This is a genomic window from Pseudomonas sp. Irchel s3b2 (assembly GCF_900187445.1).
Taxonomy (GTDB): domain Bacteria; phylum Pseudomonadota; class Gammaproteobacteria; order Pseudomonadales; family Pseudomonadaceae; genus Aquipseudomonas.
In genome coordinates, this window is record NZ_FYEB01000002.1 from 309,386 (window position 1) to 325,554 (window position 16,169).

Below are 16,169 nucleotides of genomic sequence, written 5' to 3' on the forward strand. Positions count from 1 at the left end.
CGGGCAAGCCACGCTCCCACAGGTTCCGCAGCTTAACTGACTGGCATTAAGGCTTGCCCGCGAAGGCGTACTTAACTATCAATCACCTTTTCAGCCAACACCTCAACCTGCTCCTGCCGCTCCCCCTGATTCAACCTCGAATGAGGATTGAGTGACGACCACTGCGGATGCGCCCGCGCCTTGTTCAGCGCATCCGGCAGTTTCCCTTCGCGCCAGGTTTTGTCCTGCGGCGTGGCGACCTGAATGCTGTCCATCGCCGCATGCCCACGGGAATTCAGAGCCTGCAGCAATTGTCGCTGGCGCAATGCCAACAACCGCAGCACGCCGTCGTCGACAGTCAGTTCTCGCTGCCCTTTGATCTTGCCCAGCAGGCGGCTGCCGTAACTGCGGGCGGTTTGCAGGGCGCCGCCGGCAATCGCTCCGGCCAGTGCCGCGGCGCCGAGGGTCAGGCCGCCCACCAGCAAATCAACCCCGGCCCCGGCCGCCGCGCCAGCCGCGATACCGCCGCCGACCCGTACACCGAGCTGCTTCAGGGTTTCCGGGTTGAACAGGTCATCGCCCCAGCGGCCATCGAGCAACGGCAAGTCACTGGCCGCCGCATCTTGTGGGCGGAAGGCGTAGAGCTTGAGCAGCGCCTCAACGCAGCGTTGTTCGCGCTGACGCACGGCTTTGCGCAGTTCGCTGATTGCTTGCTGTTCCTGCGCCGCCTCGCTGACCACACTGCGGCGGCAGGCGGCACAATCGATCAATAAATCGGCAATCAGCCGCGCTGCACTTTGCTGACGGGCCAGGCGTTGGGCCTGCTGGTCGGCGATCAAGCGCTCCAGTTGTTCGCGGGAGTTTTCCAGTAGCAGCGCGAGGCTTTCATAGAGTCGGCGTTCGCCATCTTCCGGTGGCGCGATGCTGTCGAAACGCACCAATGCATGCAAGCCCAATCGCGCCAGGGCTTCGCGCCAATCAGGTTCGCGATGCTGGGCGCTGCTGACAAAATTCAACACCGGCAGCAGCGGTTTGCCGCAACTGGCCAACACTTCCAGTTCGTCGCGGTACTTGGCCAGCACCGGCTCCCGGGCGTCGATCACATAGAGGCCGGCGTCTGAGGCGAGCAGTTGGCGCAACACCTTGGCTTCCTGTTCAAAACGCTGCCGGGCTTCGCTGCTCTCAAGAAAACGCGTCAGTCGTGCCGGGCCGTCGAGACGTTCGCCAGGACGCTCCAGGCGCTCAAGGTAGTCGAGCAGGGCGATGGCGTCTTCCAGGCCCGGAGTGTCGAAGAGATCGAGCAACGGTTCGCCATCTACCGATAATCGCGCGCCTTCGACATGGCGAGTGGTGCTGGGCCGATGGGACACTTCGCCGAAGCCGACGTCTCGCGTCAGCGTTCGCAGCAACGAAGTTTTTCCGACATTGGTGTGACCGACCACGGCGAGCTTTAATGGCTTATTCCACACATCAGTCATGACCCGTCTCCAGCCAGTTCAACGGCGCGCAATCGGCGAAGGGCAGGTCAAGTTGTCGTAGCGCAACATGCCAGTCGCCCAGGCGTTCGGCATCCAGCGCTTCGCCGGGCGGCGCTTGCAGCAACCAGACGCGGGTGGCGCTGGCGCTGCGGGCCAGTTCGGCAATCAGCGCCAGGCTGCCACGGTCCGGCGAACGCCGTGGATCGCAGGCAATGGCCAGACGGGCCGGGGGGAAACGACTCAATTGTTCGAGCAGTTTGTGCCGCGATTCACGGCTGTCGAGGACGCCGGCGTTGTTGACGTTTTTCGGTAACTGCGGCGGCCAGGGGCGTTGCCCGTCCAGTTCGATGGCGACCAACAGCGCGCCATCGCTTGGCAGATAGCTGGCAGTGTTTTCAACCCGATGACGCTGCGCAGGCGCGGCATCGTTGATGCCCAGGCGTTCGCTGGTGGGCATCAGCCGTTCGCGCAACTGGGCGTAGCCGGGCAGGTTCAGATCCAGACGCAGGGTTGCTTGACCGGTTTTCCAGCGCCACAGGCAGAACAATGCGAGCAACAATCGCGGTAAAACGCCGTACACCAGCAGCACCCCAACCAGCCACCCCGCCCAGGCCTGGCGGGCGCTTTCGATGTGCAGCGCGGCATCGCCGCTGGCCCGGATCATTTCCACACCGGGCACGCTGAAACCGAGCAAGGCTGGCAGGGCGCCGAGGGCTTGGGTCATGACGACGAAGGTGTCGCCGCCGAGAATGGTGGTTTCCCAGACGAAGCCGTAACGCCGGGTCGCCATCAGCGTCAGCACCATCACCAAGGCGCTGAGCATCGCCAGCAACCACAACCCGTTGACCAGCACGCCCAGCGCCCAACGATTGAGCTTCTGCCGTTGCAGCAACAGCAGCAGGGCTGGCGCCAGTTGCGCAGCGTTGGCATCGCGGGCGAGTTTTTCACTGAGCCACAGCCACAAGCGTCCAAGAGCGGCACCGTGTTCCCCGGCGAACATCAGGCCCATGGCCCAGCTCAGCAATAGAATCAGGTTCAATCCGAGCAGGCTGCCCAAGGCCCAGAACACATTGACCGGGGTCTGGCCATCGCCCAATGCGGCAAACGCCAGGCCGGCGCCACTGATCACCGCCAGTACGGCGAGTACGATCATCGCCAGTCGCGCACCTTGCAGCCAATGTTTGAGGGCGTGGATCTGTCCGTCGCGCTCAGCCAGCCACAGGGCGCGGCGTTGAATACGCGTCGACAGGTCGCCGCCGGCGCTACGGGCGATTCGATTGGCTTCCAGATCGTCCAGGGGGCCTGCGTGTTCTTCGCGCAGGCGCACGGTTTCGCTCAGCCAGAGGTTTTGCAGTGGAGTCAGTTCAGTCACGCGGCATCCCGTCGCTTAATTGAGCGGTGAGCATAACCGCTGTGACGCTTATCGGGGTAAGGGAGGCTCTGGTATCCTCGCCGACATGACTAAATCACTCCCCCTCAGCCTGATCGCAGCCCTCGGTGAAAACCGTGTGATCGGCGTCGACAACAGCATGCCCTGGCACTTGCCGGGGGACTTCAAATACTTCAAGGCCACCACCCTCGGCAAGCCGATCATCATGGGTCGCAAGACCTGGGATTCCCTCGGTCGTCCGCTGCCGGGGCGGTTGAACATTGTGGTTAGCCGTCAGGCCGATTTACAGCTGGAAGGCGCGGAGGTTTATCCGTCGCTGGAGGCTGCGGTAGTTCGCGCTGAGGAATGGGCGAACGAGCAAGGCGTCGATGAGGTGATGCTGATTGGCGGGGCGCAGTTGTATGCGCAAGGGTTGGCACAGGCTGATCGGCTGTACCTGACCCGTGTGGCGCTGAGCCCGGAAGGGGATGCGTGGTTTCCGGAGTTTGATTTGAACCAGTGGAAGCTGGTGTCGAATGTTCCGAATCCGGCCGAGGGTGACAAGCCGGCATATAGCTTTGAGGTGTGGGAGAAGGCCTGAAAGCTTCGCGGGCAAGCCTCGCTCCTACAGGATTGTGGTGAACCCTATTCGGTGATCGACACAAATCCCGTAGGAGCGAGGCTTGCCCGCGAAGAGACCCGCTCAGACGATGAAAGTTAAGCCTGAGCCAACGCCCCATGCTCATCCGCATCCAGCAATTCTTTATCCGTCTGCTGCATCACCTGGCTGGTAATCGCTCCCGCCGTAATCGAGCCACTGACGTTCAGCGCCGTACGCCCCATATCGATCAGCGGCTCAACCGAAATCAGCAATGCCACCAGTGACACCGGCAAGCCCATGGCTGGCAGCACGATCAACGCGGCGAACGTCGCGCCACCACCGACCCCGGCCACACCGGCCGAACTCAGCGTCACAATCGCCACCAGCGTCGCGATCCATAGTGGGTCCAGCGGGTTGATGCCCACGGTCGGCGCGACCATCACCGCCAACATTGCCGGGTACAGACCGGCACAGCCGTTCTGGCCAATGGTCGCGCCAAACGAGGCGGCGAAACTGGCGATGGATTGTGGAATACCCAAACGGCTGGTCTGAGCTTCGATGCTCAGCGGAATGGTGGCGGCGCTGGAGCGGCTGGTGAAGGCAAACGTCAGCACCGGCCAGATTTTGCGGAAGAACCGCAGCGGGTTGATCCCGGCCGCAGACACCAGCAGGCCATGGACTACAAACATCAACCCCAGGCCGATGTAGGACACCACCACGAAACTACCGAGCTTGATGATGTCTTGCAGGTTGGAGCCGGCAACCACTTTGGTCATCAGCGCCAATACGCCGTACGGGGTCAATTTCATCACCAGACGCACCAGGCGCATCACCCAGGCTTGCAGGGTGTCGATGGCGTTGATCACTTTCTGACCTTTCTCGACATCATCCTTGAGCAGTTGCAGTGCGGCGACCCCAAGAAATGCAGCAAAAATAACCACGCTGATGATCGATGTCGGCTTGGCGCGGGCCAAATCGGCGAACGGGTTCTGCGGGATGAACGACAGCAGTAGCTGCGGCACATTCAGGTCGGCAACCTTGCCCGCGTAATCACTCTGAATGGTTTGCAGGCGAGCCATTTCCTGGGTGCCGGCGACCAAGCCTTCGGCGGTGAGGTCGAACAGGTTAGTCAGGCCGATACCAATCAGCGCCGCGATAGCGGTGGTGAACAGCAACGTGCCGATGGTCAGGAAGCTGATTTTGCCCAGCGACGAAGCGTTGTGCAGGCGCGCCACGGCGCTGAGGATCGAGGCGAACACCAGCGGGATCACGATCATTTGCAGCAACTGCACGTAACCGTTGCCCACCAAATCGAACCAACTGATCGAGGCTTTCAGTACCGGGTTGCCCGCACCATAAATCGTATGCAGAGCGACACCAAATGCCACACCCAGCACCAGCGCCAGCAGAACCTTTTTGGCCAGGCTCCAGGTGGTGTGACGGGTTTGCGCCAGGCCAAAGAGCAAGGCGAGGAACACCAGCAGATTGAGGATCAGCGGCAGATTCATTGGAACTCCCATAGGACATGTGCCAACTACCTTCCGGGGCAGCGGCGAACCGGTAAGCCTAACAGCTTGAAAACTAATGAATTAATATCGAAAACGTATGGTTACTGTCGTTTTTGGAATAAGCGAGTGTCGTTGTCAGGGATGCAGCTGGCGCAATAGGAACGCGAGCGGTCGCTGACAGACGAGGACTGTCACACTTATTTGTTAGCGTCGATCTCTTTGGATCAGGGAGAAACGCCGATGAAACTTGCACCGAAATTTCTGGCTGTCGCACTGAGTTTTGGACTGGGCCTTGCCGGCCAGGTCTTCGCCACGGATTTGAAGCACTGGCCGGCCGATCAGGCCAAAGCGCTGGACGCGATGATCGCGGCCAATGCCAACAAAGGTAACTTCGCGGTGTTCGACATGGACAACACCAGTTACCGTTACGACCTCGAAGAGTCCTTGTTGCCGTTCATGGAAAACAAGGGCCTGATCACCCGCGAGAGCCTTGATCCCTCCCTGAAACTGATTCCGTTCAAGGACACGGCCGACCATAAGGAAAGCCTGTTCAGCTACTACTATCGCCTCTGCGAAATCGACGACATGGTTTGCTATCCATGGGTCGCCCAAGTGTTTTCCGGCTTCACACTTCAGGAGCTCAAGGGCAACGTCGATGAGCTGATGGCGTCCGGCAAACCGGTGCCGAGCACGTATTACGAAGGCGACGTGGTCAAGACCATCGACGTCAATCCGCCGAAAATCTTCACCGGTCAGAAAGAGCTCTACAACAAGCTGATGGAGAACGGCATCGAGGTCTATGTGATGACCGCCGCCTCCGAAGAACTGGTGCGCATGGTCGCCTCCGATCCGAAGTACGGCTACAACGTCAAACCACAGAACGTGATCGGCGTGAGCCTGTTGCTCAAGGACCGCAAGACCGGCGAGTTGACCACGGCACGCAAGCAGGTCACCGCTGGCAAGTATGATGAGAAGGCCAACCTGGGCCTCGAACTGACCCCGTACCTGTGGACCCCGGCCACCTGGATGGCAGGTAAACAGTCGGCGATCCTGACGTACATCGATGAATGGAAAAAACCGGTCCTCGTGGGCGGCGATACCCCGACTAGCGATGGCTACATGCTGTTCCACAGCGTCGACGTGTCCAAGGGCGGCATCCATTTGTGGGTCAACCGCAAAGACAAATACATGACTCAGATTAACGGCATGATGGCCAAAAACGCAGCAGCCCAGGCGAAAGAAGGGTTGGCGGTGACGGCGGACAAGAACTGGGTGATCGTTAAACCGGAAGAGATTCAGTAAGACCGAGTTGTGGCATTCGCGGGCAAGCCTCGCTCCTACAGGATTAATGCAGTCTGTAGGAGCGAGGCTTGCCCGCGAAGAGGCCATAACATTCAACATCGATGTTAAGTGTCAGAATGCTTTGCGAGTCCGAATGGTTCGCAAAAAAAAATGCCCCGCACTTGGCGGGGCATTTTGTTTCTGCGACTGACGCTTACAACCCGTCAAGCATCGCCTTGTTACGTACCGCACCTTTGTCGGCGCTGGTGGCTAACAGGGCATAGGCTTTCAGCGCAGTGGTCACTTTACGTGGACGCACTTCCACCGGCTTCCAGCCTTTCTTGTCCTGCTCGACACGGCGCGCGGCCATTTCTTCATCGCTGATCAACAGGTTGATCGAGCGGTTCGGAATGTCGATCAGCACCTTGTCACCATCCTGCACCAGACCGATCGCGCCGCCGGCAGCGGCTTCCGGCGAAGCGTGGCCGATGGACAGGCCCGAAGTGCCGCCGGAGAAGCGGCCATCGGTCAGCAGGGCGCAGGCTTTGCCCAGGCCTTTGGATTTCAGGTAAGACGTCGGGTACAGCATTTCCTGCATGCCCGGGCCACCTTTCGGGCCTTCGTAACGAATGATCACGATGTCGCCGGCCTTCACTTCGTCGGCGAGGATGCCGCGTACGGCGCTGTCCTGGCTTTCGAAGATCTTCGCGTTGCCTTCGAAGACGTGGATCGACTCGTCGACGCCGGCGGTTTTCACCACGCAGCCGTCCAGAGCGATGTTGCCGTACAGAACGGCCAGGCCGCCTTCTTTCGAGTAAGCGTGTTCGACACTGCGGATGCAGCCGTTTTCACGGTCGTCATCCAGGGTTTCCCAACGGGTCGACTGGCTGAACGCGGTTTGCGTCGGGATACCCGCGGGACCGGCCTTGAAGAAGTGATGCACCGCTTCGTCGTTAGTCTGGGTGATGTCCCACTTGGCGATACCTTCGGCCATGGTCTTGCTGTGCACGGTCGGCAGATCGGTGTGCAGCAGGCCACCACGGGCCAGAGAGCCAAGGATGCTGAAGATCCCGCCGGCACGGTGCACGTCTTCCATGTGGTATTTCTGGATGTTCGGCGCGACCTTGCACAATTGCGGTACATGGCGGGAGAGACGGTCGATGTCGCGCAGGTCGAAATCGATCTCGGCTTCCTGGGCCGCGGCCAGCAAGTGCAGGATGGTGTTGGTGGAACCGCCCATGGCGATGTCCAGGGTCATGGCGTTTTCAAACGCCTTGAAGTTGGCGATGTTGCGCGGTAACACCGACTCATCGTTCTCGCCGTAGTAACGCTTGCACAGCTCGACGATGGTGCGGCCGGCTTGCAGGAACAGCTGTTCGCGGTCGCTGTGGGTGGCCAGGGTCGAACCGTTGCCCGGCAATGCCAGTCCCAGGGCTTCAACCAGGCAGTTCATCGAGTTGGCGGTGAACATGCCGGAACAGGAGCCGCAAGTAGGGCAGGCACTACGCTCGTACTCGGCGACTTTCTCGTCGGACGCGCTGGAGTCGGCGGCGATCACCATGGCATCGACCAGGTCGAGACCGTGGCTGGCCAGTTTGGTCTTGCCGGCTTCCATCGGACCGCCGGACACGAAGATCACTGGGATGTTCAGGCGCAGAGACGCCATCAACATGCCAGGGGTGATCTTGTCGCAGTTGGAGATGCACACGATGGCGTCGGCGCAGTGGGCGTTGACCATGTATTCGACGGAGTCGGCGATGATCTCGCGGCTCGGCAGCGAATAGAGCATGCCGTCGTGGCCCATGGCGATGCCGTCATCTACGGCGATGGTGTTGAATTCTTTGGCGACGCCGCCGGCCCGTTCGATTTCGCGAGCGACCAGTTGCCCCAGATCCTTGAGGTGCACATGGCCCGGTACGAACTGGGTAAAGGAGTTGGCAATGGCGATGATCGGCTTCTTGAAGTCGTCATCTTTCATCCCCGTGGCGCGCCACAGTGCGCGGGCACCGGCCATGTTGCGGCCGTGGGTGGATGTTTTCGAGCGGTAATCAGGCATGAAGCACTCCGGGCGGCTAATCAGGTATCAAAAGGGAAGTGAGCTTCTATTGACGTCTGGAACACTCAGAAATGGCCGTGTGTCCGGAAGTTGCCGATAACTTTGCGGGATCGCCGCGCGCTTCAGCTTGAGCTCATAAACCCGCCGGGGGATGACTGGCGATGAATCTCGCGATTCTACACCGCTGGCGGCTGGAGGGAATGCCGGAAAATGTTGATCCAGCACTGATGGAGCGTGTGGGGTGACGATCGGCGGGTTACTACCCGATATCGAGTGCCTGTTTATTCCGTTGGATGATCAATGCATTCAGTCCAAGGCCTGCGAAGCTCGATGTCAGAAAGCACAGGGCTAATGTCGTGGTCAGGTCTTCGGGCGATAGATTGATCACCGCGCTGATCACGCCGCCGCACATGAAGATCAGCACGGCGCCGACCGACGTCGATGTTCCGGCGTATTGCGGGTGGATATTCATGGCTGCGCAGTTGACGACTGGCCTGACGATGGTGGTTCCGATCGTACAAATCAGCATGGATATCAGCACCGTGGCGGCAGAGAGACCGAAGTGGTGAGTCAGCCATAGCATCACCACACCTGAAGCAGCGATCAGCACCAGGCCAATAATGATCTGGGTATTGGCTTGCAGGTGTCGATGCAAAACGCTGGCTACACCGCCGCCGCCCACATAGGCAACGCCGTACAGCAACAACGTCCAAGCGAATTCGTACGGTGAAAGGGGCAGGTTCTCCATGAAAATATTGGGTGAAGTGACGATGAACGAGAAATGACAGGCGAAGGCCAAGGCTGAAATCAGCCAATAGCTCATGAAGCGAGCATCCGAACACACATACCCGTAAACACGGAAAAATCCCCCAATCGATGCCGTGCGGCTAGACGAGGATTCCTTGAGTAGCAAACAAGCGCTTAACCCGCCAAAAACGGCTAGCGTGACAAACACATAAAAGCTGCCTTGCCAGCCAAACTGCAATTGCAGCCAAGTCCCCAGCAGGGGGGAAATTGAAATGAAGACGCCGCTTCCGGTCACCATCCAGATCCTGAGCCGCTGCCTTTCATGGCCGATGAATAAATCCTGCACCAGCGCCTGTGACAGCGAGAAGGACCCGCAACCGATCGCCTGGACCACACGAAAAAACAGAAACCAGCTGTATTCGCTGGAAACTGCGCATCCAACCGCGCCAATGGCCGCGATGGCGATACCTCCCAGCAACAGTTTTTTGCGACCCCACCTATCCGAAAGCGGCCCCACCAGCATCACGGAAAACGCCAGGCTGATGGCAAACACACTGACGGAGAGGGCAACGTCGGGCGGCGAGGTCTGGAAATAGACCGACATGTCGGGAAAGGAAGGAAGAACCACGTCCAATGGGAAAACACCCAGCAGTGTCATGGTCATCAGCAACAGGACGATTAACGGCTTTTCTTGGGTGTTTTTGGCGTGGGTCATCAATCAACGCGCTCGTTCCGTGAGGGGTGGACGAGGATTGATTTGACGAAGAGGCAAGTCAATGCAGGCGAGCGTAGGCCCTTTCTGTATCTGTTGTAGGAGCAGCCGGCCGACGCTCGATTGCTCCTACAGGAGGGGGGTTAGCTGTTTGGCAGCAGACGGCAGGTGATGCTCTTGATATACCGAGTCTCGGCAATCGCCGGGTGTACCGGGTGATCCGGCCCCTGGCCGCCGCGCTCCAGCATCTGGATGTTGCGGTCCAGGTGACGGGCGCTGGTCAGCAAAATGTTCTGCAGATCGTCTTCCGGCAGGTGCATCGAGCACGAAGCGCTGACCAGGATGCCGTCCTTGCTGAGCAGGCGCATGGCTTGCTCGTTCAGGCGACGGTAGGCGCCTTCACCATTTTTCATGTCTTTCTTGCGTTTGATGAAGGCAGGAGGGTCGGCCACGATGACGTCGAAACGCTCTTCGCTGGCTTTCAGTTCCTTCAGGGCTTCGAACACGTCGCCTTCGATGCAGGTCATTTTTTCGGCGACGCCGTTCAGTGCGGCGTTGCGCTCGACGCCGTCGAGGGCGAAGGCCGAAGCATCGACGCAGAACACTTCACTGGCGCCGAAGGCAGCCGCTTGAACGCCCCAGCCGCCGATGTAGCTGTACAAGTCCAGTACGCGTTTGCCCTTGGCATAAGGTGCCAGGCGCGCGCGGTTCATACGGTGGTCGTAGAACCAGCCGGTTTTCTGCCCCTGGATGACGGGCGCTTCGAATTTCACGCCGTTCTCTTCCAGCGCAACCCACTCGGGCACGAGGCCGAATACGGTTTCGACGTAGCGGTTGAGGCCTTCGGCATCACGGGCGGCGGAGTCGTTCTTGAACAGAATGCCGCTTGGCTTGAGCACTTGGGTCAGCGCCGCGATCACGTCATCTTTGTGAGCTTCCATGGTCGCCGAGGCGATCTGGACTACCAGGATATCGCCGAAACGGTCGACCACCAGGCCTGGCAGCAGATCGGAATCGCCATAGACCAGACGATAGAACGGCTTGTCGAACAGGCGATCGCGCAGGGACAGGGCAACGTTCAGGCGATGCACTAGCAGCGACTTGTCCAGCGGCAACTTGATGTCGCGCGACAGCAGGCGAGCGCAGATCAGGTTGTTCGGGCTCATGGCAACGATGCCCAGCGGCTTGCCGCCGGCGGCTTCGAGGATTGCCTGATCGCCGGCCTTGAAGCCGTGCAAAGGGGTGGCGGCTACATCGATTTCGTTGCTGTAGACCCACAGATGGCCGTTTCGCAGGCGACGGTCGGCGTTGGCTTTGAGGCGCAGGCTAGGCAGGGACATGACGTCGCTCCGGAAAAAAGAGCGGGAGTATAGCGTGTTGAGGGAGTAGCGGGTTTGGTGGTCGATGAAACGCGGATGAGGCCTGTAGGAGCGAACTTGCCCGCGAAAGCGGTATGTCGGGCGACATCAATGTTGACTGTGCCCACGCTTTCGCGGGCAAGCCCGCTCCTACAGGGTTAGAATCCCCGCCTGACCCGGAGTGCGTACTTATGTCCCAAGAGTTGACGACCGAACAGATTCAACAGTCCCTGCAAGGCATCAGCGTGCCGCCCCAGCCGCAGATCATGGTGGATCTGCAGATGGAGCAGTACATGCCTGACCCGGACCTGGAAGTGATCGCGAAGCTGATCTCCCAGGACCCAGGCCTTTCCGGTGCCTTGCTGAAAATCGTCAACTCGCCGTACTACGGCTTGAGTAACAAAATCACCGCGATCCAGCGGGCGGTGAACCTGTTGGGCAGCCGTTCGATCATCAACCTGATCAATGCGCAGTCGATCAAGGGCGAGCTGAACGACGACGCCATCGTCACCCTCAACCGTTTCTGGGACACGGCGCAGGACGTGGCGATGACGTGCCTGACCCTGGCCAAGCGCGTCGGTGTCCAGGCCGGTGATGAAGCCTATGCGCTGGGGTTGTTCCACGATTGCGGCATCCCGTTGATGCTCAAGAAATTCCCCGATTACATGAAAGTGCTGGAACAGGCCTATGGCAACGCCAGCGCCGAATGCCGTGTGGTGGATACCGAGAACAGGCAATACAACACCAACCACGCCGTGGTCGGGTATTACACCGCCAAATCCTGGCGCCTGCCGGAACATGTCACCCAGGCCATTGCCAACCATCACAACGCCCTGGCCATTTTCAGCGATGAGTCGTCGCGCAACACGCCGCTGAAAAACCTGCTGGCGATCCTGAAGATGGCCGAGCACATTTGCGCCTCCTTCCGGGTGCTGGGCAACCAGTCCGAAGACCATGAATGGAACAGTGTCGGGCCCTTGGTGCTCGATTACATGGGGCTATCGGAATACGATTTCGAAACCCAGAAACAAGAGATTCGCGACCTCTCCACGCGTTGAGTGTCGAACCTTCGCCTGATTCGAGAACCCCATGCCTGAACTGCCGGAAGTCGAAACCACCCGCCGCGGAATTGCACCGCACCTGGAAGGCCAGCGTGTCAGCCGGGTGATCGTGCGTGAGCGCCGTCTGCGCTGGCCGATCCCCGAAGACCTGGATGTGCGGCTGTCCGGCCAGCGTATCGTACTGGTGGAACGGCGTGCCAAGTACCTGTTGATCAATGCCGAAGTCGGCACGCTGATCAGTCACTTGGGGATGTCGGGGAATCTGCGGCTGGTGGAAGTCGGCATGCCGGCGGCCAAGCATGAGCATGTGGACATCGAACTGGAATCAGGCCTGGCGCTGCGTTACACCGACCCGCGACGGTTTGGGGCGATGCTCTGGAGTCTCGATCCGCTGAACCATGAACTGCTGATTCGCCTGGGGCCGGAGCCGTTGACCGATCTGTTTGACGGCGAGCGCCTGTTCCAGCAATCCCGCGGACGCTCCATGGCGGTCAAGCCGTTCATCATGGACAACGCGGTGGTGGTCGGCGTCGGCAATATCTACGCGACCGAAGCACTGTTTGCGGCCGGCATTGACCCTCGGCGCGAAGCCAAGAGCATTTCCCGGACGCGCTATTTGAAGCTGGCGATCGAGATCAAGCGGATCTTGGCCGCCGCTATCGAACGGGGCGGCACTACGCTGCGCGACTTTATCGGTGGCGACGGTCAGCCGGGTTACTTCCAGCAGGAACTGTTCGTGTACGGCCGTGGAGGTGAACACTGCAAGGTCTGTGGCACAGGCCTGCGGGAGGTCAAACTGGGGCAGCGCGCCAGTGTTTTTTGTCCGCGCTGTCAGAGCTGATATCGGCTACGGTCTATAGTCAGTGTTCTCACTGCCTAGCCGAAGGACCGTGCCATGAATCTGTTTCGAACCCTTGTCGTTGCGCTGCTGCTGAGCGTCGGTGCGCCCACGCTGGCGGCCGAGAACGGCAGCGGCGATCCTCGTTACACCATTCAGAACCCACCGGCTTACGCCATGCTTGGCGATTTACTGATTGCCCGACCATTACTGGTCGCGGCGACGGTGATCGGCGCCGGGGCGTTTGTGCTGTCGTTGCCGTTTACCGCGCTGGGTGGCGGCATTGGCGATGCGGGGCAGGCGTTGGTGGTCGATCCGGCGAAAGCCGCATTTGTGCGGTGCCTGGGGTGTATCGGGGAGGGGTTTGAGCAGCGGGAGTGAACTCTAAGAGCTTCGCGGGCAAGCCTCGCTCCTACAGGTTCGAGTCGTACCCGGCATTCGTGAACGATGGAACTCTGTAGGAGCGAGGCTTGCCCGCGAAGACGCCCTGACAGGCGCCAAATGAATCAAGCCTTGCCGGTAATCTTCCGGTATTTCTCCATCAACTGTTCTTCAGTCTCCGGATGAGCCTCGTCCAGCGGGATGCAATCTACCGGGCAGACCTGCTGGCACTGCGGTTCGTCGTAGTGGCCGACACATTGTGTGCACAGGTTCGGGTCGATCACGTAGATCTCTTCGCCCTGGGAGATGGCGGCGTTCGGGCACTCGGGTTCGCAGACGTCGCAGTTGATGCAATCGTCGGTGATGATCAGGGACATGCTAACTCCAGCCAGGGCGGCAGGCCCGGGCGCAATAAACCAATGCGCACAATTGTGCCGCATTGTTGCTGTAGGAGCCAGCTTGCTGGCGAAGGCGGTGTATCAGGTGCACTGCGTGGTTCGTTCGCTGGCAAGTCGAACCGCCGCACCGCACCTCCTGCAACGGGGGTTATTTCTTGAAGCGCAGGGTGAGGGCGTCGGCCACCACCGGGTGGACGAACTTGGTGATATCGCCACCCAAGGCTGCGATTTCACGAACCAGCGTCGAGGAAATGAACGAATAACGCTCGGATGGGGTAAGAAACAGGCTTTCCACATCCGGCGCCAGTTGGCGGTTCATGTTGGCCAGCTGGAATTCGTATTCGAAGTCCGATACCGCGCGTAAACCACGCAGGAATACGTTGGCATTCTTCTCTTTGGCAAAATGCGCGAGCAACGTCGAGAAGCCGACGACTTCAACGTTCGGCAAATGTTTGGTGACCTCGCGGGCCAGCTCCACACGTTGTTCCAGGGGAAACAGCGGGTTTTTTTTGGGGCTGGCGGCGACGGCGATGATCACGTGATCGAACAGGCGCGAGGCGCGTTCGACCAGATCGCCATGGCCCTTGGTAATAGGGTCGAAGGTACCTGGGTACAACACTCGGTTCATCGCGTCGTCCTGGCGGGAATCCGTTGGGGAGTCGGATGGTATCGCAGCCTTCCCGGTCGGCCAAGTCGCCTTTTGGGTAAGAAAGCACTATAGACGATGGGAATATTCCGCGTTTTCATGGGTTTTTCAAGCGTTCGGCCAGCAAAGTCGCCAATTGCGCCGTCAACCCGTAGACCGACAATTGGGGATTTGCGCCAATGCTGGTGGGGAAAAGCGAGCCGTCGTGAATCGACAAATTGCCCAACTGGTGATGTCGGCCGAGGCTGTCGGTCACAGCTTTTTTCGGGTCTTCACCCATGGCGCAACCGCCCATCACATGGGCACTGCCCAGTCGCGTGCGATACAACTCAAGGCTCAAATCGTCGATCAATGCGCGAGCTTCGGCGAGGGTTTTCACGTAACGAGCGTCGGCGTGCATCGGCATCACGGCGTTGGCGCCACCGGCGAACTGGATCTCGGCCATGCTGTGGAAAGCCCGGCGCAACCCGTCCCAGGCGTAAGGTGAAACCTGATAATCGAGCACCGGTGTGCCGTCACCGCGCAATTCGACGCTGCCGCCGGGGCTGTCCGGGTGAAAACCGTCCCGCAGCAACGCCAGCATGGCGTGGGTGTGCGGCAGGTTTTCCATATGCCGGGCGCTTTCCGTGCCGAAACCGCCGAGCAGAGTGCTGGCCAGCGCCGGGTGCAGCGGCGGGACTTCCAGCTTGTAGGACATCTTGCCGGTAGTGCCATCCTGCCACTGGAAATGGTCGGAATAGATCGACTGCGGCGCGCCGTAGAACGGGTTGATCACCTCATCGAACAGCCCGGCGGACATGTTTACCAGGTGCAGGAAGGTCCGTTTGCCCAGCCGCTCGTGCGGATCCGGCGCTTCGGAGCGCAATAGCAGCGCCGGGCTATTGATCCCGCCGCCGGCCAACACGTAATGCCGCGCCTTGACCGTAATCGTGCGTCCGGTGGGCGCAACGCAACGTTCATCCATCGCCACACATTGCAAGTCAGTGACCCTGCCATCTTTGATCGACAGCTTTTCGGCGCGGGCCAGATAGAGCAGCTCGCCACCTTTTTCCAGGGTCGCCGGAATGGTCGTGACCAGCATCGATTGCTTGGCGTTGGTCGGACAACCCATACCGCAGTAGCCGATATTCCAGCAGCCGCGCACGTTGCGCGGGATCACATGCCAGGCGTAACCGAGCTTTTCACAGCCTTTGCGGATGAAGTCGTTATTCGCGTTGGGCGGCACCAGCCATGGGGCGACACCCAGGCGCTGCTCCATTTGCTCGAACCAGGGCGCCATCTCGGCCGACGTGTGGCCTTTGACGTCATGCTCCTTGGCCCAGTGCTCCAATGTCGGATCCGGGGTGCGGAAGCTCGAGGTCCAGTTGATCAGCGTGGTGCCTCCCACTGCCCGGCCCTGGAGGATGGTGATCGCGCCGTCCTTGCTCATGCGGCCGATGCCTTCCTGATAGAGGCTGGTGTAGGCCTGGTCTTCGAGCATCTTGAAGTCGCTGCTGGTCTTGAGCGGACCTTCTTCGATCAGCAACACCTTGTAGCCGGCGGCGCTGAGGATTTCGGCGGTCGTCCCGCCGCCGGCACCGCTGCCGATGATCGCTACATCCGCGTCTAAGGTCAGGTCCTGGGTCAGTCGGGCGCCGTTGTAGGTTTTCCAGCCACGGGCGAGGCCTTCGCGGAATGGATCGGGTACGGGCATGTTTGGGGTCTCTTATTATTTTGGATTCGGTGGTGAGGTAGCTGACGTCTTCGCGGGCAAGCC

The 16,169-nt window shown here is 59.9% G+C and carries 14 protein-coding genes; 5 read left to right on the forward strand and 9 right to left on the reverse strand.

Annotated features, from left to right (window positions below; all coding sequences use genetic code 11):
- Positions 1-71: 71 nt before the first annotated feature.
- Entirely contained in the window at positions 72-1,457 is a 1,386-nt protein-coding gene (locus tag CKW20_RS08265) for a GTPase/DUF3482 domain-containing protein (RefSeq protein ID WP_095052492.1), read from the reverse strand.
- Complete coding sequence (locus tag CKW20_RS08270; RefSeq protein ID WP_095052493.1) at positions 1,450-2,829, reverse strand: DUF2868 domain-containing protein; 1,380 nt, start codon at positions 2,827-2,829, stop codon at positions 1,450-1,452. Before CKW20_RS08270 ends, CKW20_RS08265 begins: the two co-directional genes overlap by 8 nt.
- An 85-nt stretch (positions 2,830-2,914) precedes the next feature.
- Between CKW20_RS08270 and CKW20_RS08275 the strand changes: the two genes are divergently transcribed.
- The gene (locus tag CKW20_RS08275; protein ID WP_095052494.1) at positions 2,915-3,427 is read left to right on the forward strand and encodes a dihydrofolate reductase; all 513 of its coding nucleotides are present in this window, start codon (positions 2,915-2,917) and stop codon (positions 3,425-3,427) included.
- Between the two features lie 116 nt (positions 3,428-3,543).
- Here the strand turns inward: CKW20_RS08275 and CKW20_RS08280 are convergent, their stop codons facing one another.
- Positions 3,544-4,935 carry an L-cystine transporter gene (locus CKW20_RS08280; protein WP_095052495.1) on the reverse strand — a complete coding sequence of 464 codons (1,392 nt, stop codon included), beginning with the start codon at positions 4,933-4,935 and terminating at the stop codon, positions 3,544-3,546.
- A 240-nt stretch (positions 4,936-5,175) separates the two neighbouring features.
- Here CKW20_RS08280 and CKW20_RS08285 point away from each other — a divergent pair, with 240 nt between their 5' ends.
- Positions 5,176-6,237, forward strand: coding sequence for a phosphorylcholine phosphatase (locus CKW20_RS08285; RefSeq protein WP_095052496.1), 1,062 nt, complete (start codon positions 5,176-5,178; stop codon positions 6,235-6,237).
- Between the two features lie 193 nt (positions 6,238-6,430).
- On the opposite strand, the gene ilvD is transcribed toward CKW20_RS08285, so the two are convergent.
- The 3 genes from ilvD to CKW20_RS08300 all read right to left on the reverse strand — a co-directional run bounded on the left by ilvD (position 6,431) and on the right by CKW20_RS08300 (position 11,071).
- Complete coding sequence (gene ilvD, locus CKW20_RS08290) at positions 6,431-8,272, reverse strand: dihydroxy-acid dehydratase (protein WP_095052497.1); 1,842 nt, start codon at positions 8,270-8,272, stop codon at positions 6,431-6,433.
- A 259-nt stretch (positions 8,273-8,531) separates the two neighbouring features.
- The gene (locus CKW20_RS08295) at positions 8,532-9,734 is read right to left on the reverse strand and encodes an MFS transporter (RefSeq protein ID WP_095052498.1); all 1,203 of its coding nucleotides are present in this window, start codon (positions 9,732-9,734) and stop codon (positions 8,532-8,534) included.
- Between the two features lie 140 nt (positions 9,735-9,874).
- Positions 9,875-11,071: a class I SAM-dependent rRNA methyltransferase gene (locus CKW20_RS08300; protein WP_095052499.1), complete on the reverse strand. Its 1,197-nt coding sequence runs from the start codon at positions 11,069-11,071 to the stop codon at positions 9,875-9,877.
- A 263-nt stretch (positions 11,072-11,334) separates the two neighbouring features.
- Here CKW20_RS08300 and CKW20_RS08305 point away from each other — a divergent pair, with 263 nt between their 5' ends.
- From CKW20_RS08305 to CKW20_RS08315, 3 genes are read left to right on the forward strand one after another with little or no spacing between them, the layout of a single operon-like run.
- The gene (locus CKW20_RS08305; protein WP_176466876.1) at positions 11,335-12,147 is read left to right on the forward strand and encodes an HDOD domain-containing protein; all 813 of its coding nucleotides are present in this window, start codon (positions 11,335-11,337) and stop codon (positions 12,145-12,147) included.
- 31 nt (positions 12,148-12,178) lie between these two features.
- Positions 12,179-12,991 carry a bifunctional DNA-formamidopyrimidine glycosylase/DNA-(apurinic or apyrimidinic site) lyase gene (mutM, locus tag CKW20_RS08310; protein ID WP_095052501.1) on the forward strand — a complete coding sequence of 271 codons (813 nt, stop codon included), beginning with the start codon at positions 12,179-12,181 and terminating at the stop codon, positions 12,989-12,991.
- Positions 12,992-13,045: 54 nt separating this feature from the next.
- Entirely contained in the window at positions 13,046-13,369 is a 324-nt protein-coding gene (locus tag CKW20_RS08315) for a multidrug transporter (protein ID WP_095052502.1), read from the forward strand.
- Between the two features lie 125 nt (positions 13,370-13,494).
- Here the strand turns inward: CKW20_RS08315 and CKW20_RS08320 are convergent, their stop codons facing one another.
- The 3 genes from CKW20_RS08320 to CKW20_RS08330 all read right to left on the reverse strand — a co-directional run bounded on the left by CKW20_RS08320 (position 13,495) and on the right by CKW20_RS08330 (position 16,106).
- Positions 13,495-13,746: a YfhL family 4Fe-4S dicluster ferredoxin gene (locus tag CKW20_RS08320; protein WP_003195146.1), complete on the reverse strand. Its 252-nt coding sequence runs from the start codon at positions 13,744-13,746 to the stop codon at positions 13,495-13,497.
- Positions 13,747-13,915: 169 nt separating this feature from the next.
- Positions 13,916-14,395 carry a pantetheine-phosphate adenylyltransferase gene (gene coaD, locus CKW20_RS08325; protein WP_095052503.1) on the reverse strand — a complete coding sequence of 160 codons (480 nt, stop codon included), beginning with the start codon at positions 14,393-14,395 and terminating at the stop codon, positions 13,916-13,918.
- A 115-nt stretch (positions 14,396-14,510) separates the two neighbouring features.
- Positions 14,511-16,106, reverse strand: coding sequence for a GMC family oxidoreductase (locus tag CKW20_RS08330; RefSeq protein WP_095052504.1), 1,596 nt, complete (start codon positions 16,104-16,106; stop codon positions 14,511-14,513).
- Positions 16,107-16,169 lie beyond the last annotated feature (63 nt).